At 63.4% G+C, this 22,027-nt stretch carries 17 protein-coding genes and 1 pseudogene; 8 read left to right on the top strand and 10 right to left on the bottom strand.

Translation table 11 applies throughout. The features are described from left to right. Nucleotides 1-54 precede the first annotated feature (54 nt). Nucleotides 55-1,281 carry an ABC transporter substrate-binding protein gene (locus ACLFLU_RS02895; RefSeq protein WP_426410858.1) on the top strand — a complete coding sequence of 409 codons (1,227 nt, stop codon included), beginning with the start codon at nucleotides 55-57 and terminating at the stop codon, nucleotides 1,279-1,281. Nucleotides 1,282-1,487: 206 nt separating this feature from the next. Here ACLFLU_RS02895 and ACLFLU_RS02890 read toward each other — a convergent pair whose 3' ends face one another. Next, a complete protein-coding gene (locus tag ACLFLU_RS02890; RefSeq protein WP_426410857.1) occupies nucleotides 1,488-1,913 on the bottom strand; it encodes a DUF1330 domain-containing protein in 426 nt (141 codons plus the stop codon). 169 nt (nucleotides 1,914-2,082) lie between these two features. Between ACLFLU_RS02890 and ACLFLU_RS02885 the strand changes: the two genes are divergently transcribed. Then, entirely contained in the window at nucleotides 2,083-4,314 is a 2,232-nt protein-coding gene (locus ACLFLU_RS02885) for a transglycosylase domain-containing protein (RefSeq protein ID WP_426410856.1), read from the top strand. A 272-nt stretch (nucleotides 4,315-4,586) separates the two neighbouring features. Here the strand turns inward: ACLFLU_RS02885 and ACLFLU_RS02880 are convergent, their stop codons facing one another. From ACLFLU_RS02880 to ACLFLU_RS02865, 4 genes are all read right to left on the bottom strand, one after another. Then, entirely contained in the window at nucleotides 4,587-5,426 is an 840-nt protein-coding gene (locus tag ACLFLU_RS02880) for a M48 family metallopeptidase (RefSeq protein ID WP_426410855.1), read from the bottom strand. 323 nt (nucleotides 5,427-5,749) lie between these two features. Further along, nucleotides 5,750-7,078 (bottom strand): polyhydroxyalkanoate depolymerase, encoded by a 1,329-nt coding sequence (locus ACLFLU_RS02875; RefSeq protein WP_426410854.1) that lies wholly within the window; start codon nucleotides 7,076-7,078, stop codon nucleotides 5,750-5,752. Between the two features lie 121 nt (nucleotides 7,079-7,199). Continuing rightward, the gene (locus ACLFLU_RS02870) at nucleotides 7,200-8,018 is read right to left on the bottom strand and encodes an ABC transporter permease (protein ID WP_426410853.1); all 819 of its coding nucleotides are present in this window, start codon (nucleotides 8,016-8,018) and stop codon (nucleotides 7,200-7,202) included. Continuing rightward, on the bottom strand, nucleotides 8,015-8,821 hold the full coding sequence (locus tag ACLFLU_RS02865; protein ID WP_426410852.1) for an ABC transporter ATP-binding protein: 807 nt from the start codon (nucleotides 8,819-8,821) through the stop codon (nucleotides 8,015-8,017). The genes ACLFLU_RS02870 and ACLFLU_RS02865 overlap by 4 nt, the downstream gene beginning before the upstream one ends. A 157-nt stretch (nucleotides 8,822-8,978) precedes the next feature. Between ACLFLU_RS02865 and ACLFLU_RS02860 the strand changes: the two genes are divergently transcribed. Both ACLFLU_RS02860 and ACLFLU_RS02855 read left to right on the top strand, forming a co-directional pair. Next, complete coding sequence (locus ACLFLU_RS02860) at nucleotides 8,979-10,289, top strand: ActS/PrrB/RegB family redox-sensitive histidine kinase (RefSeq protein ID WP_426410851.1); 1,311 nt, start codon at nucleotides 8,979-8,981, stop codon at nucleotides 10,287-10,289. Nucleotides 10,290-10,392: 103 nt separating this feature from the next. Next, the gene (locus ACLFLU_RS02855; RefSeq protein ID WP_426410850.1) at nucleotides 10,393-10,947 is read left to right on the top strand and encodes an ActR/PrrA/RegA family redox response regulator transcription factor; all 555 of its coding nucleotides are present in this window, start codon (nucleotides 10,393-10,395) and stop codon (nucleotides 10,945-10,947) included. Nucleotides 10,948-11,149: 202 nt separating this feature from the next. Here the strand turns inward: ACLFLU_RS02855 and ACLFLU_RS02850 are convergent, their stop codons facing one another. Both ACLFLU_RS02850 and ACLFLU_RS02845 read right to left on the bottom strand, forming a co-directional pair. Continuing rightward, the gene (locus ACLFLU_RS02850; RefSeq protein ID WP_426410849.1) at nucleotides 11,150-11,641 is read right to left on the bottom strand and encodes an MmcB family DNA repair protein; all 492 of its coding nucleotides are present in this window, start codon (nucleotides 11,639-11,641) and stop codon (nucleotides 11,150-11,152) included. A gap of 196 nt (nucleotides 11,642-11,837) precedes the next feature. Continuing rightward, nucleotides 11,838-13,436 (bottom strand): alpha-amylase family glycosyl hydrolase, encoded by a 1,599-nt coding sequence (locus ACLFLU_RS02845; protein WP_426410848.1) that lies wholly within the window; start codon nucleotides 13,434-13,436, stop codon nucleotides 11,838-11,840. 185 nt (nucleotides 13,437-13,621) lie between these two features. Here ACLFLU_RS02845 and ACLFLU_RS02840 point away from each other — a divergent pair, with 185 nt between their 5' ends. Further along, complete coding sequence (locus ACLFLU_RS02840; RefSeq protein ID WP_426410847.1) at nucleotides 13,622-14,302, top strand: MBL fold metallo-hydrolase; 681 nt, start codon at nucleotides 13,622-13,624, stop codon at nucleotides 14,300-14,302. 135 nt (nucleotides 14,303-14,437) lie between these two features. Here the strand turns inward: ACLFLU_RS02840 and ACLFLU_RS02835 are convergent, their stop codons facing one another. Both ACLFLU_RS02835 and ACLFLU_RS02830 read right to left on the bottom strand, forming a co-directional pair. Beyond that, nucleotides 14,438-15,598, bottom strand: coding sequence for an extracellular catalytic domain type 1 short-chain-length polyhydroxyalkanoate depolymerase (locus tag ACLFLU_RS02835; protein WP_426410846.1), 1,161 nt, complete (start codon nucleotides 15,596-15,598; stop codon nucleotides 14,438-14,440). Nucleotides 15,599-15,739: 141 nt separating this feature from the next. Beyond that, entirely contained in the window at nucleotides 15,740-17,149 is a 1,410-nt protein-coding gene (locus tag ACLFLU_RS02830) for an MFS transporter (RefSeq protein WP_426410845.1), read from the bottom strand. A 165-nt stretch (nucleotides 17,150-17,314) separates the two neighbouring features. On the opposite strand from ACLFLU_RS02830, the gene sthA reads away from it, so the two are divergent. The 3 genes from sthA (at nucleotide 17,315) to ACLFLU_RS02815 (ending at nucleotide 21,616) form a co-directional block, all read left to right on the top strand. Continuing rightward, nucleotides 17,315-18,706 carry a Si-specific NAD(P)(+) transhydrogenase gene (gene sthA, locus ACLFLU_RS02825; protein ID WP_426410844.1) on the top strand — a complete coding sequence of 464 codons (1,392 nt, stop codon included), beginning with the start codon at nucleotides 17,315-17,317 and terminating at the stop codon, nucleotides 18,704-18,706. Nucleotides 18,707-18,882: 176 nt separating this feature from the next. After that, on the top strand, nucleotides 18,883-20,118 hold the full coding sequence (locus tag ACLFLU_RS02820; protein ID WP_426410843.1) for an LLM class flavin-dependent oxidoreductase: 1,236 nt from the start codon (nucleotides 18,883-18,885) through the stop codon (nucleotides 20,116-20,118). Nucleotides 20,119-20,257: 139 nt separating this feature from the next. Further along, nucleotides 20,258-21,616 (top strand): cytochrome P450, encoded by a 1,359-nt coding sequence (locus ACLFLU_RS02815; protein ID WP_426410842.1) that lies wholly within the window; start codon nucleotides 20,258-20,260, stop codon nucleotides 21,614-21,616. Nucleotides 21,617-21,768: 152 nt separating this feature from the next. Here ACLFLU_RS02815 and ACLFLU_RS02810 read toward each other — a convergent pair. Further along, nucleotides 21,769-21,980: pseudogene (locus ACLFLU_RS02810) on the bottom strand (SDR family NAD(P)-dependent oxidoreductase); the annotation flags it as partial. Nucleotides 21,981-22,027: the final 47 nt, after the last annotated feature.

Raw genomic sequence — 22,027 nt, 5'->3', positions numbered from 1 at the left:
CGCACAGTGCGCCCGGCAGACCATCCGCAAATAAACAAGCTGAGGAAATTGCGAATGAGGAATGGAATTCTGCATCTGGCCACGGCAACGGCGCTGACCCTGGCGCTGTCGATCTCTGCGGCCAATGCCCAGAAGAAATACGATCCGGGCGCCAGTGACACCGAGATCAAGGTCGGACAGACCATGCCGTTTTCGGGACCGGCGTCGGCCTATTCGTCGATCGGCAAGACCCAGGCCGCCTATTTCAAGATGATCAACGACCAGGGCGGCATCAATGGGCGCAAGATCAACCTGATCCAGTATGACGATGCCTATTCGCCGCCGAAAGCCGTGGAGCAGATCCGCAAGCTCGTCGAGAGCGACGAGGTGCTGCTGACCTTCCAGATCATCGGCACGCCCGTGAACGCAGCCGTGCAAAAATATCTCAATTCCAAGAAGGTGCCGCAGCTGTTCGCAGCGACCGGCGCCTCGCGGTTCACTGATCCGAAGAACTTCCCGTGGACCATGGGCTTCAACCCGAACTACTTCGTCGAAGGCCGCATCTACGGCCAGTACATTCTGAAGGAGCATCCTGACGCCAAGATCGGCGTGCTCTATCAGAACGACGACCTCGGCAAGGACTATCTGAACGGCCTCAAGGCCGGCCTCGGCGACAAGGCCGCCAAGATGATCGTAACTGAAGCGTCCTACGAGGTGTCCGATCCGACCGTCGATTCGCAGATCCTCAAGATCAAGGATGCCGGCGCCGATCTGTTCTACAGCGCGACGACGCCGAAGCAGGCTGCGCAGGCGATCAAGAAAATCGCCGAGATGGGCTGGCATCCGACCCAGATCGTCGACATCAACGCCACCTCGGTCGGCGCGGTGCTGAAGCCCGCCGGCCTCGATGCCGCCAAGGGCCTGATCAGCGTGAACTACGGCAAGGAGCCGCTGGATCCGACCTGGAAGGACGACGCGGGCCTGAAGAAGTATTTCGACTTCATGGCCAAGTACTATCCGGACGGCGACAAGGACTCGAATTTCAACACCTACGGCTACAGCACCGCGCAGCTGCTGGTCCATGTGCTGCAGCAGTGCGGCGACAACCTGACGCGCGAGAACGTCATGAAGCAGGCCACTTCACTGAACGGCTTTGCGACCGACACCGCACTGCCCGGCATCAAGGCCACCACCTCGGCGACCGACTACCGCGTCAACAAGCAGCTTCAGATGATGAAGTTCAACGGCGAGCGCTGGGAGCTGTTCGGCCCGATCCTGGAGGACGCAGGTCCGGCGGGTTAGTGGTCGTCTGAATTCTCAAATGCGATCGGCGGCCTGATGGCCGCCGATTTTTTTTTGCTTCATCCATCCATCACCGTCACCCTGAGGTGGCCGCTTCTTCAGCGGCCCTCGAAGGGCGACGGCCCGGCTCGTGGCCGTGCATCCTTCGAGGCTCGCAAGAACTCGCACCTCAGGATGACGGAGAGAGATCGCCGATTTGGAGAGACCTATTTCGGTATCTCCCCAAAATTCTTCCCCACCGGCAGCACCGCGTGCCGGATCAGGCGCGAATCCTCTACCGCGGCCTGGCGGTGCTTCACCGCTTCGCGATAGACGGGGTCGCGGATCATCTCGACGAAGGCGGCGACGCTTGAGTATTCGGCGATGAAGCAGTGGTCCCAGCGCTCGTCCTGCGGGCCGATCAGCATCAGCTCGAACCTGCCTTGCCAGACGATGCGACCGCCGAGGCGCTCGAAGACCGGGCCGCTTTCGCGACCATAGGCCGCATAGGCTTCCGCGCCGGAAGCTTTCCGTCCATCGGGATACGCCGCCTCTTTGCGCAGGCGCACCAGGTTGAGCATGTGGATCGGGCCGGGACGGTCGTTCTCCCGGAATTGCGCGAAGATCTCCTTGGTCGGATCGATGTGGCCCATGCGTGGGGTTCCCTCTTCTTGATGGCCGCGATCCTAGCTCTGCCGTGGAAGGAGCGGAACTGCAGCCTGGGAATGCCCCACCTCCTAATCAGACGTTAAGGGCGGGGTAACCGGGCCTTAAACCCCGACCGCTAGCGTGCGGCGGGGCGGGGTGACCGGGCGTTTGCGTATGGGGTCGGGAAAGAAAAAGGGTGGGCGGAAGGAGCCGTTGTTCGGCTTGCCCGCGGCGCTCGCCGATCTGCGCCTGACCGCGGCCGATCGCATTCCCGGCGGCGGCGACGACAAACCGAAAAAATCCGCCAGCAAGCGCAAAGCCGAACCATCCGACGACGAGCCGCCGCGCGAGCGCAAGGCGCAGGCCAAGAGCGGCGGCAGCAAGCGCCGGTCGAAATCATCCTTCAGCGCCGGCCTCGGCCGCCTCTTCTATTGGGGCGCCGTGCTGAGCCTGTGGGGTGTGATCGCCGTGATCGGCGTCGTGATCTGGGTTGGCGCCCATCTGCCGCCGATCCAGTCGCTGGAAATTCCCAAGCGACCGCCGACGATCCAGATCGTCGGCATGGACGGCAGCCTGCTGGCGCAGCGCGGCGAAATGGCCGGCGCCAACGTGTCGCTGAAGGACCTGCCGCCGTATCTACCGAAGGCGTTCATCGCGATCGAAGACCGCCGCTTCTATTCGCATTTCGGCATCGATCCCGTCGGTATCCTGCGTGCGCTCGTGACCAACGTGCTTCATCGCGGCGTGTCGCAGGGCGGCTCGACGCTGACGCAGCAGCTCGCGAAAAACCTGTTCCTGACCCAGGAACGCACCATGGCGCGCAAGCTCCAGGAGGCGGAGCTCGCGATCTGGCTCGAGCGCAAGCATTCCAAGAACGAGATTCTGGAGCTCTATCTCAACCGCGTCTATTTCGGCTCCGGCGCCTATGGCGTCGAGGCCGCCGCGCAAAAATATTTCGGCAAGCCGGCCAGGAGCGTGACGATCGCCGAGGCCGCGATGCTGGCCGGCCTGGTCAAATCGCCCTCGCGGCTTGCGCCGAACCGCAATCCGGAAGGAGCCGAGCAGCGCGCGCAAATCGTGCTCGCGGCGATGGCGGATGCCAAGTTCATTACAGACGCGCAGGCCCAGGCTTCGATCGGCCACCCCTCCTACAATGTGAAGCCGGTCGGCGCCGGCACCGTGAACTACGTCGCCGACTGGATCGGCGAGGTGCTGGACGACCTCGTCGGCCAGATCGACGACAGCATCAAGGTCGAGACCACGATCGATCCAAAGCTCCAGGCCGTGGCTGAGACCGCCGTCATCGACGAGCTCGCGGCCAAGAGCGTGAAGTTCAATGTCAGCCAGGGCGCGCTGGTGGCGATGACGCCCGACGGCGCGGTGCGCGCCATGGTCGGCGGCCGGAACTACTCCGACAGCCAGTACAACCGCGCGGTCACTGCAAAACGCCAGCCGGGCTCCTCGTTCAAGCCGTTCGTCTATCTGACCGCGATGGAGCAGGGCCTGACGCCTGACACCGTCCGCCAGGACGCGCCGATCGAGGTCAAGGGCTGGAAGCCCGAGAACTACACCCATGAATATTTCGGCGCGGTGACGCTGACGCAGGCGCTGGCGATGTCGCTCAACACCGTTGCCATCCGCCTCGGCCTCGAGGTCGGGCCGAAGAACGTGGTGCGCACGGCGCACCGGCTCGGCATCTCCTCCAAGCTCGAGCCCAACGCCTCGATCGCGCTCGGCACCTCGGAAGTCTCTGTGGTCGAGATGGTCGGCGCCTATGCGCCGTTCGCCAATGGCGGCTTCGCGGCCACGCCGCATGTGGTGACGCGGATCCGGACGCTCGACGGCAAGCTGCTCTACATGCGGCCGGCCGATGAGCATAACCAGGTGATCGAGCCGCGCTATGTCGGCATGATGAACACGATGATGCGGGAGACGCTGATCTCCGGCACCGCCAAGAAGGCCGAGATCCCCGGCTGGCAGGCGGCCGGCAAGACCGGCACCAGCCAGGATTACCGCGACGCCTGGTTCATCGGCTACACGTCGAACCTCGTCACCGGCGTCTGGCTCGGCAATGACGACAACTCGCCGACCAAGAAGGCGACCGGCGGCGGCCTGCCGGTGGAAGTCTGGACCCGCTTCATGCGCACCGCGCACGAGGGCGTGCAGGTGGCGGCCCTGCCGAACCTGCAAAGCAATTGGGGGCCGGCGAACCTTGTACAGATCTCATCGCAGGTGTCGCCGCCGACACAGGCGGCGGCGCCAGGAGCTGGTCTTGGCCCCGCACCGGCGCCGGTCAGCAATGGCGGCTATCGCGCTCCACCGCCGACGCGCGCCAATGCGCGGCCGGAGGCTGCCGCGGGGCTTGATGGCTGGCTGATGGACCGGCTGTTTGGCGGAAATCGGTAAGCTTCGGCCGGACGTCGTCGTGGCCTCACGACAAAAACGCGAAAACAACCCCATGCACAGTAGGCGGCGTGGTCCGGCATGATGCGTGGTGGATTGGTTGAAGGCGTTGATGCGGCGGAGCAAATCGGCCACGTGGCGCAAGGCGCGCTCTCTCCGTCGTCATTGCCCGCGAAAGCGGGCAATCCAGTACGCCGCGGCCTCTCGGTTCGACAACAACGGCCTCTGGAATACTGGATCGCCCGCCTTCGCGGGCGATGACAGCTTTTGCTGGGTTAATCCTCGACCCCGTAGCGGTGCAGATCATTCCCGTACGTATCGAGCCACTTCTTGGCGCGCTCCATCGACGGACAGATCTTGCCGCAGACGCGCCAGAAGCGGGCCGAGTGGTTCATCTCGACGAGATGGGCGACCTCATGCGCGGCGAGGTAGTCGAGCACGTAGGGCGGCGCGAGGATCAGGCGCCAGGAGAACGACAGCGAGCCGGCCGAGGTGCAGGAGCCCCAGCGGCTGGACTGATCGCGGATCGAGAGCCGCTTCACCTTGACGCCGAGCTCGGCGGCATGGGTCTGCGCCGAACGCTGCAGATCGTGGCGCGCCTCACGCTTGAGGAAGTCGCTGACACGGCGATCGACATGCTCGAGGCCGCCGGCGACGCAGAGAATGCGTTCACCGCTGTCGCGCGTCTCGGTCCACACCGTGCCGCGCGCGCCGGCGCGATGCACGATGCGGTGGGACACACCGCGCAGCGGTATCACTGTGCCGGGCTGGAACGGCGCGGCCTTCGGCAGACGACCAAGACGAGCCGCGATCCACGCACCGTGACGCTGCGCAAAATCCTTGGCTTCGGCGAGCGTGCCCCGCGGCGGGATCGTGAGGATCGCCTCGCGGTCGCTGGGATGAATTCTGAGCGTGTAACGGCGCGCTCGACGGTGCCTGCGCAGCCGAATCGCAAAGAATTGCGATCCATGGGTGATGACGAGGGTCTTCGGTTCGTGGGGCCGCCGATAGAGGAGCGCGCGTGTGGCCATGTCTGTCAGTCCAGGGAGCAAGAGTTCGCCCGGATTCTGCCATAACCGCCGCCAGGGAAAGCGCTCGGCGCAAAAACAAATCATTTGCCCAATATACAGGGGTCTGGCGTCCGGGAGACCCTACAGACTGGGGTTGGAACCCGCTTTTTTCGCCCCCACCGGACGCATGTGGCACCCCCAAGGGGTGAGGGATGACTCACTCCTATAAGACTACCTAAATACCTCGAATCTGGCGGGAACCAAGCCCTCCCGGGGCCTTCGGCAGGGCCTGACTTTCTGACGGGAAAGCCGAAATTCGTCTAGAGGCACACCCGTTCCGATGAAATCGGAACGGATATGCCTCCAGATTCTAGTTTTGACGCGTTTTCTTTACGCGAACCGGTACCCACTTCGCTTGAAAACGTTTTCTATTCAGCTGCAAGCGCCTGCAACGAGCTCGGATTCGCAGCCGAGACCATGAAATCATGGATGCGCGGCACGATTTCCGACTTGAAGCGCGAGCCGTTGAACACGCCGTAATGTCCAACGCCCTTCTGGACGTAATGAACGCGGCGATGATCGGGGATCGCACTACACAATGTGTGCGTTGCTTCGGTCTGACCGAGACCTGAGATGTCGTCGTTCTCGCCTTCGACCGTCATCAACGCAACGCGCGTCACCTTGGAAGGATCGACGCGGGTTCCACGATGCATCATCTCGCCCTTCGGCAGCGAATGCTTCACGAACACGGTGTCGACCGTCTGCAGATAATACTCGGCCGAGAGGTCCATGACTGCGAGATATTCGTCATAGAAGTCGCGATGCTTGTCGACGAGGTCGCCATCGCCCTTCACCAGATTGGCGAACAGGCGCTTGTGAGCGTCCATGTGGCGGTCGAGGTTCATGCTGATGAACCCGTTGAGCTGCAAAAAGCCCGGATAAACGTCGCGCATCATGCCCGGATGCGGGAACGGCACCTTGGTGATGACGGTGTTGCGGAACCAGTCGATGCCGCGCTCCTGCGCGAGCTGGTTCACCGCGGTCGGATTGCGGCGGGTATCGATCGGGCCGCCCATCAGCGTCATCGAGGTCGGTACGAAAGGATCGCGGCGCGCTTCCATGATCGAGACGGCAGCGACGACGGGCACGGAGGGCTGGCACACCGCCAGCACATGGGTATTGCCGCCCAGCACATGCAGCATCTCGATGACGTAGTCGATGTAGTCGTCGAGATCGAAGCGGCCTTCGCTCAAGGGCACCATGCGGGCGTCGGCCCAATCGGTGATGTAGACCTCATGCGCCGGCAGGAAGGCCTCGACCGTGCCGCGCAGCAGCGTCGCGTAATGGCCGGACATCGGCGCCACGATCAGCACGCGCGGCTGCGGGCTGCGCAGCGGACGGGCGAACTTGCGATCGAAGTAGAGCAGCTTGCAGAACGGCTTTTCCCAGACCGAGCGGACCTCGACGGGGACGCGGATGCCGTTGACCTCGGTGTCGTTGAGGCCCCATTCCGGCTTGCCGTAGCGGCGCGTGGTGCGCTCGAACAGTTCGCAGGCCGCAGCGACTGACTTGCCGACTTCGGTGCGCGCCCAGGGATTCAGCGGGTTTTGGAACAGCAGCTTGGTCGCATCGGTGACGGCGCGTGCCGGATTGAGAGAGGCCTGCGCCATCTCGTACATCCAGTACATCGGCGTCGTCAGGACCGGGCTGCCTTCATTAGCCTGGAGCGGTACGCCGCCAAACTCACCAATCGGCATGATCAAATTCCTCTTCGCATCGCAGCATACTGCCGAATGCGTAATATTGCGTCAATGCATGCTTCCGTACATGTACGTAGCCGAAAGGGCTAAACCAGCCGAAATCCACGGGAAAGTGAAGCTATTCGCCGCCCGCGAGCAGCGAGCCGTGCTTTCTGGCGCTGCGCAAAAGGGCAAGGAATGCCCAAAAAGAAGCAATCAGAAGCACTGTGTTGATGGCTAGCGCATCCAGCATCAGATCGGTCCGGAAGGTATTTTCGATCAGGAGTGCGCGCATCCCCTCGAACACGTAAGTCGGCGGCAGCGACCAGGCGACATATTGCAGCCAGCCGGGCAAGACACTGACCGGATAATAGATGCAGGCGAGCGGCATGATCGCGAACATCAAGGTCCAGACGATGCTCTCGGCGCCGAGCCCGTTCCGCAGCACCAAGCCCGAGACGAAAATGCCAACCGACCAGCTCGTGAAGATCAGATTGCAGAAGAAGGCGATCAGCGGCAGGCCGAGGCTGTAGACATTGAAATGAAAGAACGCAATCGCAAGCAGCGTCATCGGGATGACGCCGATCGCCAGCCGGATCAGGCTCATCGCCATCAGCGACAGCAGAAACTCGATCGGCTTCAGCGGGCTCATCATGAGGTTGCCGAGATTGCGCGCCCACATCTCCTCCAGGAAGGAGATGGAGAAGCCGAGCTGGCCGCGGAACAGGATGTCCCAAAGGATGACAGCGCCGATCAGGGTGCCGCCGGCGCGCGCGAAGAAATTGGCGTTCTGGGCGATGTAGAGCTGAAGAAAGCCCCAGGTGATGATCTGCAGCGCCGGCCAGTACAGCAGCTCGAGCAGCCGCGGCCAGGACGACATCAACAGATACCAGTAGCGCAGGATCATCGCGCCGATGCGTTGCGCCGAGATGCCGCGGTTGAGGGAAAGCTCGCTCATCGCGCCGCGTCCTCTCTGGCACCATTGGTCCGCCCGCGCGCGACGTCCAGGAACACCTCCTCCAGCGTGGTGCGGTTGTAGCGGGCCATGATGGCGTCGGGCGTGTCGTCGTCCTCGACGCGGCCACGCTTCATGATGATGACCCGGTCGCAGAGCCGCTCGACCTCGAGCATGTTGTGCGAGGCCAGCAGGATCGTGGCGTTGTTGTCGCGCCGGTAGCGCTCAAGATGCGCCCGCACCCAGTCGGCGGTATCAGGGTCGAGCGAGGCGGTCGGCTCGTCCAGCAGCAACAGCTCCGGCTGGTTGATCAGCGCCTTCGCCAGCGCGACGCGGGTCTTCTGCCCTGCCGAGAGCTTGCCGTTGGCACGGTCGATGAAGTCGTTGAGATCGAGATCCTCGGCCAGCTTCGCGATGCGATCGGCGAGGTTCTTGACCGCATAGAGCTTGCCGAAAATGGTGAGGTTCTGCCGCACCGTGAGCCGCATCGGCATGTCGACATAGGGGCTTTCGAAGTTCATCCGCCCGAGCACGGCCGCGCTTTCCTCGGGCATCGGATGCCCAAGCACCTGCACACGGCCGGAGGTCGGCAGCACCAGGCCCATGATCATCGCGATGGTGGTGGTCTTGCCGGCGCCGTTGCCGCCCAAAAGCCCGGTGATGCTGCCGCGGGGAAGCGTAAAGGAGATGCCATCCACCGCGCGGGTCTGCTTGTAGAGCTTGACCAGGCGATCGACCTCGATGGCCACGGACAATGTGCTGTCCGCGACAGTCGGCCGACTTGAAGCCCTGGAGTTCTCAGTCATGCTAGGGGCGTTCTTCGGCCATTGCGCGGCGGAGTGCAAGGCTTGTAACTCCAAGGCTTGTAACCCCGAGGCTTGTAGGTCCAAGGCTTGTAACTCGTTGGAATCAGTGGGCCAGCGTGTTTGTGATAGGACACGCGCACCGCTAGATTGGCCTGTCATGACCGAGACCACCGCCTCCGACTTCCGCCCGTCGCAACGACACATCCGCCTGGACACCATCCTGCGGCTGCGCTGGCTCGCCGTGCTGGGCCAGCTCGCCGCGATCTTCATCGTGGCGCAGGGGCTCGAGTTCGACGTCGCCATTGTCCCCTGTGTCAGCATCATCGGCCTGTCGGCGGCGCTCAACCTGGCTCTGCAAACCGTGGCCAACCCGATGCAGCGGCTGGAGCCGCTTCACGCGGCCGGGCTACTGGCATTGAACATCGTGGAACTGGCCGGGCTGCTGTTCTTCACCGGCGGATTGCAGAACCCGTTCTCGTTCCTGTTTCTCGCACCTGTGTTGATTTCAGCCACCGCGCTGCCGGCGCGGCTGACTTTCGCTCTCGGCCTGCTGGCCGTGGCCTGCGCCTCGATCCTGTTTTTCTTCCATTTCCCGCTGCCGTGGGATGCCGAAGATCCCGTGGTGCTGCCGCCGATCTATCTGCTCGGCGTCTGGCTTTCGATCGTGCTCGCGATCGGCGTCACCAGTCTCTACTCGTTCCAGGTGACCGAGGAGGCACGCAAGCTCGCCGACGCATTGGCCGCGACCGAACTGGTGCTGACGCGCGAACAGCATCTGACCCAGCTCGACGGATTGGCCGCCGCCGCCGCCCACGAGCTCGGCACACCGCTTGCGACCATCTTCCTGATTTCGCGCGAACTGGAAAAGACCGTGACGGATCCGGTCTTCGCGGCGGACCTCAAGACGTTGCGCGAGCAGACGCAACGTTGCCGCGACATTTTGAGCAAAATCACCCAGCTGTCCTCCACCGGCGCGCCGTTCGACCGCATGAAGCTGTCGGAGCTGATCGAAGAGGTGGTGGCACCGCATCGCGATTTCGGCGTCGACATCAAGGTGCGGATTGCGATCGCGGCTGTGGCCGAGCCGGTCGGATCGCGCAATCCGGCGGTGCTCTATGGCGTCGGCAACATCATCGAGAACGCGGTCGATTTCGCCAACTCCACGGTGGAGGTGAACGCATGGTGGAACAATGAGACGATCGAGATCGTAATTTCCGACGACGGCCCGGGCATTCCACCCGATCTCATGAAGCGGATCGGCGAGCCTTATTTGTCGCGACGGCGCACCCAGGATGCCGGCGGCGGGCTGGGGCTCGGCGTGTTCATCGCCCGCACGCTGCTCGAACGCACCGGCGCCAAGGTCTCGTTTACCAATCGGACCTTCCCGGAACACGGTGCAGTGGTACAGATCGCGTGGCCGAAGGAGCGTTTTGAGACTATCGAGACCTTTGAAGAAACAATAGGATAGGGCGCGACCTTGCGTCGCACGTGAGGGCGGATCGACTATTGGCGGCCTTGGCACCGCCTGATTGCGACGCCATATATAGATGTGCTGGAGAGAGGACAAAACCTTGAACGCCATCGCCGAATTGAACGAACAGACCGACCGCTCGCTGCTCATCGTGGAGGACGACAAGCCGTTTCTGGAGCGTTTGTCGCGCGCCATGGAAACGCGCGGCTTCGCGGTGACATCATGTGACACCGTCTCGGATGGTCTCGCCCAGATCGGCAAGTCTGCGCCGGCGTTCGCCGTGGTCGATCTTCGCCTCGGTGACGGCAACGGTCTCGACGTCGTCTCCGCGCTGAAGAAGAAGCGCCCCGAAGCCCGCGCCATCGTGCTGACCGGCTATGGCAACATCGCCACCGCCGTCACCGCGGTGAAGATGGGTGCGATCGATTATCTCTCGAAGCCCGCGGATGCCGACGACGTCGTCGCCGCACTTCTTTCGACCGGCACGGACAAATCCGAGCTGCCGGCGAACCCGATGTCGGCCGATCGCGTCCGCTGGGAGCACATCCAGCGCATCTACGAAATGTGCAACCGCAACGTCTCGGAGACGGCGCGGAGGCTCAACATGCACCGCCGTACGCTGCAGCGGATTTTGGCCAAGCGCGCGCCAAGGTAACTCCGGTAATCACAACTCTCTCCCCGTCACCCCCGCGCAACCGCGAAACGGTTGTCGCTGGAGGTGCTCGCCTCTTCGGCGAGCCTCGAAGGACGACGGCCCGGCTGCATCGGGGCCGTTCATCCTTCGAGGCTCCCCTTGCGATGCGAACGCATCGCAAGCCTCGCACCTCAGGATGACGGGTCGGCAGTTCCGCTCGCTACTACTCCCAAAAATCCGCATGCCCTTGCGGATCGACCAGGCGGTTGATCCGCAACGCTGCCGCCATTCCGAACCGCACCGTTATCTGCTTGCGCGTGGCGGCTGCGATCTTGTGCTCGGGCGCCTCGCAATGCATGTGCGCGCCATAGGCGTCCGCGATGATCAGGCCGGTGCCTTCGGGGAAAATCTCGCACGGCAGATCCTGCGTGAAGGCGAAGAACAGCCGGTCGCAATGGGCGCGGTATTCGTGCCATTTCTGATCGGCCCGCAGATCCTCCACCGACGATTTGATCTCGACGATCCAGATCTCGCCGCGCTCGTTCAGCGCCACGAGATCAGCGCGCCGGCCTGACGGCAGCGGCAATTCGCTGATGCAAGTGAACCCTAGCGAGCGCAACAGCCGCGCGGTGCCGCGCGCGATCGCGAGCGCTGTTTCCGACTGGCGGCGGTCAGGCGGCGGAACAAGGGTGATGTTGCGGGCGGGGCTGTCCATTGGAGGGAGATTAGCCGATTCCGCGCTCGCTGTCGTCCCGGCGAAGGCCGGGACCCATTACCCCAAGGGGTTGTCATAGCACGAGCTGATAACCACCAGCCTTCGCCAAACTACGCCCTGGGGTAATGGGTCCTTGATCTGCGCTTCGCTTGTCCAGGACGACAGCGGAGCATGACGCAACCGCTTCACCCTCATCTTACGGTGGCGCTACCACCACGCCTTCATTCCCGCGCAGATCCAGCACGCCTTCCAGCCGCTCGCTCTCGCGATCCAGAAACGTCGACAGCAAGATCTCGCTGCCGAACCTGATCGCGCTGGTCGTCACCGCGATCGGCTCGGGGCCGAGATTGAGCACGATGATGAGCGCCCTGCCCTCGGCCTCGCGGCGGTAGATCAGGAGATCGCCTTGCGTGGCGATCGGATGATAGTCGCCGGCGACCAGCGGCGGGCAGGTCCTGCGCAACGCGATCAGGCGTTTGTACAGGCTCAGGATCGAGCGCGTGTCGGCCTCGAGATTGACGACGTTTTCGTGGATATGATCCTCGGGCAACGGCAGCCACGGCCTCGCTTCCGAGAAGCCGGAGAAGTTGGACGAATCCCACTGCATCGGCGTGCGGCAGCCGTCGCGCCCCACCCCGATGCCGGGGACGTTCTTCTCGAAGGGATCGCGGACATCCTCCGGCGCAATGGCGAGCTGATGCATGCCGATCTCATCGCCGTAATATAGCGTCGGCGTGCCACGCAGAGTGAGCAGCAGCATCGCGGCAACGCGGGCCTGCTCGGGGCCGACGCGACTGGCGACGCGCGGGCGATCGTGATTGCCCAGCACCCAGTTCGGCCACGCGCCCTTCGGCAGCGCCTTCTCGTAGTCGTCGATGATCTTTTCGATCGAGCGCGCGCTCCAGAAGGTCGAGAGCAGCGCGAAATTGAACGGCATCTGCGCGCCGGTAAGGTCGTTGCCGTAATAGGCCATGAGACGGTGCAGCGGCAGATAGACCTCGCCGATCAGCACGCGCGCATCATAGGCATTTGTGACGCGGCGCATCTCGGCGATGACGTCAAACACCTCCGGCTGGTCAGTCGAATATTGCGTCAGGATTTTTTCGTTCGGCGGCCGGCCCTCGACATAATGCGGGTTGGGCGGGTTGTCGCGAAACTCGGCATCCTTGATCAGGTGCCAGATCACGTCGACGCGAAAGCCGTCGACGCCTTTCTCCAGCCAGAACCGCATCACGTCGTAGATCGCGGCGCGGACGTCCGGATTGCGCCAGTTCAGGTCCGGCTGCTGGGCGAGGAAAGCGTGGTAGTAATATTGACCGGTCTCCGCATCGACTTGCCACGCGCTGCCGCCGAATTCGGACAACCAATTGTTTGGCACGCCGCCATCGGGGGCCGGATCGCGCCAAATGTACCAGTCGCGTTTGGGATTGTCGCGCGAGGAGCGGCTCTCGACGAACCAGGGATGCTGGTCGGAGGTGTGGTTCGGCACGAGGTCGAGGATCAGCTTGAGGCCGACATCATGCGCGGCCGCGAGCAGCGCATCGAAATCCGCCATCGTGCCGAACAGGGGATCGATGCCGGTATAGTCGGAGATGTCATAGCCGAAATCGGCCATTGGCGAGGGGAAGATCGGCGACAGCCAGATCGCGTCGACGCCGAGCGATTTCACATAAGGCAGCCGCCGCGAAATGCCGGCGAGATCACCGACGCCGTCGCCGTCGCTGTCCTGAAAGGAGCGTGGATAGATCTGATAGAAGATGCCGTCGCGCCACCAGTTCTCGCCGCCCTGAGCCATGTCGGAAAACCCACCCGGAAATCTGTGCCTTGAAATTGTCCTTGCGCGAGAGAACGCGGAAGCAACGCTCCGGTTCAAACAGCCGCGCGAATTGGGACGACCGTGTGACGGCGGGCGCGGTTGTTCCGCAGGCCAACCACGACTATTTTGCTTGGCCGCGCAGCAAAAATCGGCATTGTGAGCCCATGACCGAGCAAAATGACACCCAAGAGTCCTCGCAAGCCAAAGCCGGCGCGATCATCGTCCCCGTGACGCTGTTCGAGCAGAACTGCACCATCATCTGGGACGAACCCGGCAAGAAGGCCGTGGTGATCGACCCCGGCGGCGACGTGCCGAAAATCCTCGAGGCGATCAAGCAGACCGGTGTCACCGTCGAGAAAATCTGGCTGACCCACGGCCATATCGACCATGTCGGCGGTGCAGCCGAATTGCGCGACGCGCTGAAGGTGCCGATCGAGGGCCCGAATGTCGCGGACAAATATCTGCTCGACAACGTCGTGGAAAGCGGCGCGCGCTTTGGCATGACGGGCGTGCGCAATTTCGAGCCGGACCGCTGGCTCGACGAGGGCGATACCGTGTCGATCGGTGGTCTGACGTTCGACATCCTGCATTGCCCCGGCCACTCGCCGGGCAGCGTGGTGTTCTTCAACAAGGACTTGCGGTTTGCTCATGTCGGCGACGTGCTGTTTGCGGGCTCGGTCGGGCGCACCGATCTGCCCGGCGGCAGTCACGCCACGCTGATCAACTCGATCATGACAAAGCTGTTGCCGCTCGGCGACGACGTCGGCTTCATCTGTGGCCACGGTGCCGGCTCGAGCATCGGCCAGGAGCGGATGACCAACCCGTTCATCACCGGCGAGATGTAGGCCTGGCGCGCGATAGCGCCGCCACAAGCTCCGCTGTCGTCCCGGACAAGCGTAGCTCTGGACAACGCGCAGTGTTGATTCGAGCGAAGCGCTGATCCGGGACGACAGCGGAATATGCTTCGCTCGCGGTCTGACTTACTTCATCAATCCCGCGGCGGTCAGCGCGCGCGTGATGATCTGGCCGAGATCGAAGCCGCGGGATTGCTCGCGCTTCGACTCGGCCTGCTCTTCCGCAACCGCGGCGCGGATCGAGCGGGCGAGATGCGGGGCGGAGGTTAGCGCGGGCTTCTCTGCCTTCTTCTTCGCCGCGTCCGGAATCCAGCCGGTCAGACCGAAGAACTTGGCGATATGATAGGACGACGAAATGCCGGCCTCGATCAGGAACGCGCCTTCGATGCCGTAGCGCTGATCGTTGTCGGCGAGCCCCAGCGGCGTGCCGTGGGCCATGCCGGTGATGGCGTAGGATTCGACCAGCGTCTCGCCGTCCTTGTTCCACCAGGCCTGGCGCGGATAGCCGTCGACATTGGTCTCGGCCATCGGCGTCGTCGGCAGATCGTGCAGATCGAGCCACTGCTTGACGATCTCGTTGGCATTGCCGGGATTGACGGTGCGGTCGGCGCTGCCGTGCCACACCGAAATCTTCGGCCAGGGCCCGCGATGATTGGACGCCCGCCGCACGAAATCGCCGAGCTCGCGCTCGGGCCGCGTCGGGGAATGAAACATGCCGTCCAGCGCCTCGCGCAAATTCGACGCGATGCCGTAAGGAAGGCCTGCGATGATCGCACCGGCCGCGAAGACTTCTGGATAGGTCGCGAGCATCACCGAGGCCATGCCGCCACCGGCGGACAGGCCGGTGATGAAGATCCGCCTGGGATCGATGCGGTGCGTCAGAACCATATGCGCGACCATCTCGCGGATCGAGCGCGCCTCGCCGCTATCCCGCGCGGTGTCTTCCGAATTGAACCAGTTGAAGCAGGTGTTGCCGTTGTTGATGCGCTGCTGCTCGGGCATCACCAGCGCAAAGCCATAGTGACGCGCGAGCGTCGACCAGCCTGCACCGAGATCATAGCTAGAAGCCGTCTGGCCGCAGCCGTGCAGCACGACGACGAGCGCGCGCGGCTTCTGCAATTGCGCCGGCACGAACGCGAACATGCGCAAGGCTCCGGGATTGTCGCCGAAACCTGTGACTTCCTCCAGCGGACTGGAAGCATCGGCGCTCGCGCCAAAGTCGGGCAAGTGCAGACCATCCATCCTTGGCAGATGTCTCAACAGATTGACATTACGGGCTAGCGACACGGCAAATTCCTGGTGGGCGTCTTTCAACGTTTACCCAGACCAGATAGTTGCTGCAGTGCAAAATGAAAAGGCCGTGTGCTGTCAACATGCCGGGAACCGCGCAAAATCCAGCAGATTTCCGCACGTATTAACCGCAGTGCCTTAACTTCGTGCAGATGCGCGGCGCATCCACGTCAGGAATGCGGCGCAGATCATGATTAACGCCGCAAACAGCGCGAGCGAGGCAAGAAATCCTGCGCGCGCTGATTGCAACGCTTGCACCGCAAAGAACACCGCACCGATTGCGGCCACTCCGGCCGCATTTCCAATCTGCGCAATGGTGCCGTACATGCCCGACGCAGAGCCCGCTGCGACGGGCTTCACGGTTGAGAGCACCGCGCCGGAGAGCGGCGCCATCACCAAGCCCTGGCCGTATCCGAAGATGAGCATGATGAACGCAAGCGCGATCGGACTCGGCGCTTCGATCAAGCCTGCGAGAAGCGCGAGCGCGGCGAGGCCCGCGATCTGCAACGCGCAGCCCTCGATCAACACCTTGGTGCCGCGATGTCTTGCTCGCGCGCCACTGTGGCGCGAGGCCACGACGAAAGCGAGCGCGAGCGGAACGAAGGCGAGGCCGGCGGCGAGCGGCGGGATCCTCAACCCGCGCTGCATGAACAGCGTCATCACCAGATAGAACGAGAGATTGGCGACGAAGAAAAAGAAGGCCGCGCCGAGCCCGCGCAGGAAAGCTGTGTCCGCCAGCAGCGTCAGATCGATCAGCGGCATGCCCGCGCGCGCAACGACGTGCTCGAGCTTCAGAAACGCGAACAGGATCGCGCCGCCGATCGCCATCACGGCCCACAGCCACGGCGCCCAGCCTGCATCGTGACCGAACAGCAGCGGGCCGATCAGGCACAACAGTCCTGCGAACAGCACCACGCTGCCCTTGATGTCGAGCCTGGTGCCGGCCCGGCGCGGCACCGACGGCATGATGCGCCATGCGGCGAAAGCGATGACGAGCCCGCAAGGCACGTTGACGAAAAACACCGCGCGCCAGCCGGTGTGGGCAAGGTCGATCGTCACCAAAAGCCCGCCGAGCAAAAAGCCTGCGGCGCCGGCAAGCCCGAGCACGATGCCGTAGATGCCGAAGGCCCGGCTGCGCGACTCGTCCGTGAACAGCAGATGCAGCGTGGCCAGAACCTGCGGCACCATCAGCGCGGCGGTCGCGCCCTGCGCCAGCCGCGCGATGATCAGCTCCGCACCGGATTGCGCCAGCCCGCACCACAGTGAGGTCGCCGTGAAGCCGAGCACGCCGGCGAGAAAGACGTTCTTGGTGCCATGGATGTCGCCGAGGCGGCCGCCGGTGACGACCAGCGTCGCATAGGCGATCAGATAGATCGCAATGACGGATTCGATCTGCGCCGGTGTCGCGTGCAGGTCGACCGCGATCGTGGGAATCGCGACGTTCACGATGAAGGCGTCGACGCCGAACATGAACTGCGCGGCGACGACAATCGCCAGCACCCACCAGCGGCGGGTTGAATCGACAGGCTTTGTGACGGTTTGATGCATTTTCGCGCGAACCCTCGTCGATTTATTTGCGCGCGAGGCTCGCAGATCGGCGTCACCGGCGCGATTACCTCAGAGGTAGGACTTGCCGCTGTGGCCCGATTGCTGCATGTCGGTTCCCGCTGATTTTGCAAGGCTTTGAAGGCAAATCCTTTGGAAGCAAATCCGATGTACGACTACGACATGGTGGTGATCGGCTCGGGCCCGTCGGGGCGCCGCGCCGCGGTGCAATGTGCCAAGCTCGGCAAGGCCGTGCTGGTGGTGGAAAAGGGCCGGCGGGTCGGCGGCGTCTCGGTCCATACCGGCACGATCCCCTCCAAGACGCTGCGCGAGACCGTGCTCAATCTCTCCGGCTGGCGCGAACGCGGCTTCTATGGCCGCTCCTACCGGGTGAAGCAGGACATCGCCGCGAGCGATCTGATGACGCGGCTGCAGAAGACACTCGACCACGAAGTCGAGGTGCTCGAGCATCAGTTCAGCCGCAACCTCGTCCGCACCGCCAATGGCGAAGCGCGCCTGGTCTCGCCGCACGAGGTCGAGATCACCAGCGCGATCGGCGAGACCAAGGTTGTGTCCGCCGCCTTCATCCTGATCGCTTGCGGCACCCGCCCGTTCCGCCCGGACTATGTGCCGTTCGACGGCCAGACTGTGCTCGACAGCGACGAGATCATCGAGTTGCCAAAGCTGCCGCGCAGCCTAGCTGTGATCGGCGCCGGCGTGATCGGCGTCGAATACGCCACCATTTTCAGCGCACTCGATGTGCCCGTGACCTTGATCGAGCCGCGGCCGACCTTCCTCGATTTCATCGACAAGGAATTGATCGACGAGTTCATGCACGAATTGCGCGACCGCAACGTCGCGCTGCGGCTCGGCTCCAAGGTCACGTCGATCGAGAAGACCGCGCAAGGCACCATCGTGACGAACCTCTCCGACGGGCGCCACGTCACCACGGAAATGCTGCTGTTCGCGGCGGGCCGCGTCGGCGCCACCGACCGGCTCAATCTCGAGGCGGCCGGCATCGTCGTCGACCATCGCGGCCGCATCTCGGTCGATCCCGTGACCTTGCAGACCAGCGTGCCGCACATCTACGCGGCCGGCGACGTGATCGGCTTTCCGAGCCTCGCCTCGACTTCGATGGAGCAGGGCCGCGTCGCAGCCTGCCACGCGCTCGGCATGGAGCCCCTGGCGCCGCCGGAATTCTTCCCCTACGGCATCTATTCGGTGCCGGAGATCTCGACCGCGGGCCTGACGGAAGAAGAGGTGCGGACGCGCGGCATTCCCTATGAGGTCGGCATCGCGCGTTTCCGCGAGACCTCGCGCGGCCACATCATGGGGCTGAACAGCGGCATGATGAAGATGATCTTCTCGACCAAGACCCGCCGGCTGCTCGGCGTGCATATTCTGGGCGAAGGCGCCACCGAGCTGATCCATATCGGCCAGGCCGTGCTGAACCTCAAAGGCACCATCGACTATTTCATCCAGAACACGTTCAACTATCCGACGCTGGCCGAGGCGTACAAGATCGCCGGCCTGGATGCGTGGAACAGGATGACGCGGTAGTTTCTTTTACCTCTCCCCGTAAGAACGGGGAGAGGGAGACGAAGCATCGCGCCTCGCGTCGTATCCGCGCATGCCTGCATTCCGCTGCACGGGACATCGCGCGATTGCGTTCGTGCCTCCGTGCACGTAGCCTCCACTGACCTAACAAACAGAAAATGACAGCCGGAGAGAACGCCATGGCGCGCCTGAAGTTTGGAGCCTTCCTTGCCCCGCATCACCCGATCGGGGAGCATCCGATGCTTCAGTTCCGGCGCGATCTCGACCTGGTCGAGCAGTTGGATAGCCTCGGCTATGACGAGTTCTGGTGCGGCGAGCATCATTCCTCCGGCTGGGAGATGATCGCCTCGCCCGAGATGTTTCTGGCCGCGGCCGGCGAGCGCACCAAGCGGATCAGGCTCGGCACCGGCGTGGTGTCGCTGCCCTATCACCATCCCTTCAACGTCGCCCAGCGCATGGTGCAGCTCGACCACATGACCGGCGGCCGCGCCATCTTCGGCTCCGGCCCCGGCGCGCTGGCGTCGGACGCGCACACGCTCGGCATCGACCCGATGACGCAGCGCGACCGCCAGGACGAGGCGATCGGCGTGATCCGCCGCCTGTTCAACGGCGAGCGCGTCACCGCCAGGACCGACTGGTTCACCATGAACGACGCCGCGCTGCAGATCCTGCCGCTGCAGGAGGAAATGCCGTTCGTGGTGGCCTCGCAGATCTCGCCGTCGGGCATGACGCTCGCGGGCAAATACGGCATCGGCATCATCTCACTGGGCTCGATGACGACGCAGGGGCTGATGTCGCTGCAGCAGCAATGGCAGTTCGCCGAGGATGCCGCCAAGAAGCACGGCACCACGGTCAACCGCGCCGACTGGCGCGTGCTGCTGAGCTTCCACATCGCCGAGAGCCGCGAGCAGGCCCGCAAAGAGGCCGGCGCCGGGCTGATGCGCTGGCACAACGAATATAATGTCGGGACGCTGCAGCGGCCGGGCCTCGAGGCGTTCTCCTCGCCCGACGAGGCCGTGGACAAGACCGCCTTCGTCGAGGGCGCGGCCTCCACCATCGGCACGCCCGACGATCTCGTCAAAACCATCAAGAACGTGATGGACGTGTCCGGCGGCGTCGGCGCCGTCATCGGCTTCGTGCACGACTGGGCCAATCCGGAAGCGACGCGCCGAAGCTGGGACATGGTCGCGCGCTATGTCGTGCCGGAGATCAACGGCTACATCGATGGCCTGCGCAGGTCGCAAAAATTCGTGATCGAGAACCGCGCGATCTTCGAGCGTGCGGGCCAGGCCGTGATGGCCAAGATCATGCAGAACGAGAAAGCCGCCGAGGCGCTGAAGGTGACCGGCCCCGGACGCGTCGCCATTCCCGCCGTCAACGCGCCGGATCTGCAGAAGGAAGCGGCGAAGCGATAGGCTTCGGTGCCACACTTGTAGCGACGTTCACAAGCAAGACATCCCGGCCCGTGCTATGCTGACCTGGTCAGCCTGGCGCAGGCCGAATTGTTGCCGCGGTCGCGCGATTCCTGTCGGTCAGCCAACCGGAGCAATCGTCATGTCGATGCAAGCTGGGCCTACACCGCCCAAGCGCAATCAGTTGAAGCACATTCCGGGAGATGAGGGCTGGCCGATCATAGGCAAGACCCTCCAGGTGCTAGCCGACCCCAAGGGCCATATCGAGGCGAACGGACGGAGATACGGCCCGGTCTATCGCACCCATGTATTCGGCGAGACCAGCGTGGTGCTGCTCGGGCCCGAGGCCAACGAGCTCGTGATGTTCGACCAACAGAAGCAGTTCTCGTCCGAGCATGGCTGGAACCCTGTGCTGGGACGGCTGTTTCCGCGCGGCTTGATGCTGCTCGATTTCGAAGAGCACCGACTGCACCGCAAGACGCTGTCGATCGCCTTCAAATCGGGGCCGATGAAATCCTATCTCGCCGAACTCGACAAGGGCATTGCGGCACGGGTGCAAACATGGCGGGCGAGGCCAGGCGTGATGCAGCTCTATCCCGCGATGAAACAGCTCACGCTCGACCTCGCCGCGACGTCGTTCCTGGGCGCCGACATCGGGCCGGAGGTCGATGAGATCAACCGCGCCTTTGTCGATATGGTCGCGGCCGCCGTCGCGCCGATCCGCCGCCCCTTCCCCGGCACCCAGATGGCGCGCGGCGTCAACGGACGCAAACGCATCATCGCCTATTTCCGCGAGCAGATCCCGCTGCGCCGCGGCAATCACGGCGGCGATGATCTGTTCTCGCAACTCTGCCGCGCCACTCATGAAGACGGCGCGCTGCTGTCCGAGCAGGACATCATCGACCACATGAGCTTCCTGATGATGGCGGCGCACGACACGCTGACCTCGTCGCTGACGTCCTTCATCGGCGAGCTCGCCGCCAATCCGGAGTGGCAGAGCAGGCTGCGCGCGGAAGTTTTTGCGCTCGGGCTCGCCCCGGATGCGCCGAGCAGCTTCGACGATCTCGAAAAGATGCCGTTCACGGAGATGGCCTTCAAGGAGGCGCTACGGATCAAGCCGCCGGTGCCGTCGATGCCACGTCGCGCGGTGCGCGACTTCACGTTCAGGAACTACGACATTCCCGCCGGCACGTCGGTCGGCGTCAATCCGCTCTACACGCACCATATGAAAGACATCTGGCCGGAGCCGGATCGGTTCGATCCGCTGCGCTTCACGGACGAGGCCCAGCGCAACCGTCACCGCTTCGCCTGGGTGCCGTTCGGCGGCGGCGCACATATGTGCCTGGGCCTGCACTTCGCCTACATGCAGGCGAAATGTTTTGCCCGGCACTTCCTGCAGAATATCGAGGTGTCGCTGGAGCCCGGCTACAAGCCGGACTGGCAGATGTGGCCGATCCCGAAACCGAAGGATGGGTTGAAGGTGCGGGTGAAGGCGGTTTAGCGCCACAGCCGTCATTGCGAGCGAAGCGAAGCAATCCAGAATCTTTCCGCGGAAAGACTCTGGATTGCTTCGTCGCTTCGCTCCTCGCAATGACGGAAACCCGGTTTCGTAGGGTGAGCAAAGCGAAGCGTGCCCACCATGCCTCTCCACATCTGAACATCGATGGTGGTCTGGCGGAAAACGCAGGAAGCGCCGAGCTGCGTCGCCAGCGCTCGCCTTCCGGTAGACGGCGGCCCGCGATCACAATTTTGGCACCTTCGGCAACGAAGACTTCCGCAGTACGCAATCCGATACCGCTCGTCGCACCCGTGATCACCGCAACCTTGCCGTCAAGCCTGCCCGTGGAATCTCCCTGTTTTCGAATGATTTGAAGCCAAATGGCGGACACCGATCAATGACGTCTCCACGACA

Origin of the sequence: Bradyrhizobium ganzhouense (genome assembly GCF_049949285.1) — a bacterium.
Taxonomy (GTDB): Bacteria; Pseudomonadota; Alphaproteobacteria; order Rhizobiales; family Xanthobacteraceae; genus Bradyrhizobium; species Bradyrhizobium ganzhouense.
The sequence above is the reverse complement of the archived record's forward strand: the minus strand, read 5'-3'. Positions and strand labels throughout refer to the sequence as shown.

Excerpts from the sequence above, each read along its gene's own strand:
- ACLFLU_RS02895 (WP_426410858.1), top strand. The coding sequence starts at position 55 with ATGAGGAATGGAATTCTGCATCTGGCCACGGCAACGGCGCTGACCCTG.
- ACLFLU_RS02890 (WP_426410857.1), bottom strand. The coding sequence starts at position 1,913 with ATGGGCCACATCGATCCGACCAAGGAGATCTTCGCGCAATTCCGGGAG.
- ACLFLU_RS02885 (WP_426410856.1), top strand. The coding sequence starts at position 2,083 with ATGGGGTCGGGAAAGAAAAAGGGTGGGCGGAAGGAGCCGTTGTTCGGC.
- ACLFLU_RS02880 (WP_426410855.1), bottom strand. The coding sequence starts at position 5,426 with ATGATTTGTTTTTGCGCCGAGCGCTTTCCCTGGCGGCGGTTATGGCAG.
- ACLFLU_RS02875 (WP_426410854.1), bottom strand. The coding sequence starts at position 7,078 with ATGCCGATTGGTGAGTTTGGCGGCGTACCGCTCCAGGCTAATGAAGGC.
- ACLFLU_RS02870 (WP_426410853.1), bottom strand. The coding sequence starts at position 8,018 with ATGAGCGAGCTTTCCCTCAACCGCGGCATCTCGGCGCAACGCATCGGC.
- ACLFLU_RS02865 (WP_426410852.1), bottom strand. The coding sequence starts at position 8,821 with ATGACTGAGAACTCCAGGGCTTCAAGTCGGCCGACTGTCGCGGACAGC.
- ACLFLU_RS02860 (WP_426410851.1), top strand. The coding sequence starts at position 8,979 with ATGACCGAGACCACCGCCTCCGACTTCCGCCCGTCGCAACGACACATC.
- ACLFLU_RS02850 (WP_426410849.1), bottom strand. The coding sequence starts at position 11,641 with ATGGACAGCCCCGCCCGCAACATCACCCTTGTTCCGCCGCCTGACCGC.
- ACLFLU_RS02845 (WP_426410848.1), bottom strand. The coding sequence starts at position 13,436 with ATGGCTCAGGGCGGCGAGAACTGGTGGCGCGACGGCATCTTCTATCAG.
- ACLFLU_RS02840 (WP_426410847.1), top strand. The coding sequence starts at position 13,622 with ATGACCGAGCAAAATGACACCCAAGAGTCCTCGCAAGCCAAAGCCGGC.
- ACLFLU_RS02830 (WP_426410845.1), bottom strand. The coding sequence starts at position 17,149 with ATGCATCAAACCGTCACAAAGCCTGTCGATTCAACCCGCCGCTGGTGG.
- sthA (WP_426410844.1), top strand. The coding sequence starts at position 17,315 with ATGTACGACTACGACATGGTGGTGATCGGCTCGGGCCCGTCGGGGCGC.
- ACLFLU_RS02820 (WP_426410843.1), top strand. The coding sequence starts at position 18,883 with ATGGCGCGCCTGAAGTTTGGAGCCTTCCTTGCCCCGCATCACCCGATC.
- ACLFLU_RS02815 (WP_426410842.1), top strand. The coding sequence starts at position 20,258 with ATGTCGATGCAAGCTGGGCCTACACCGCCCAAGCGCAATCAGTTGAAG.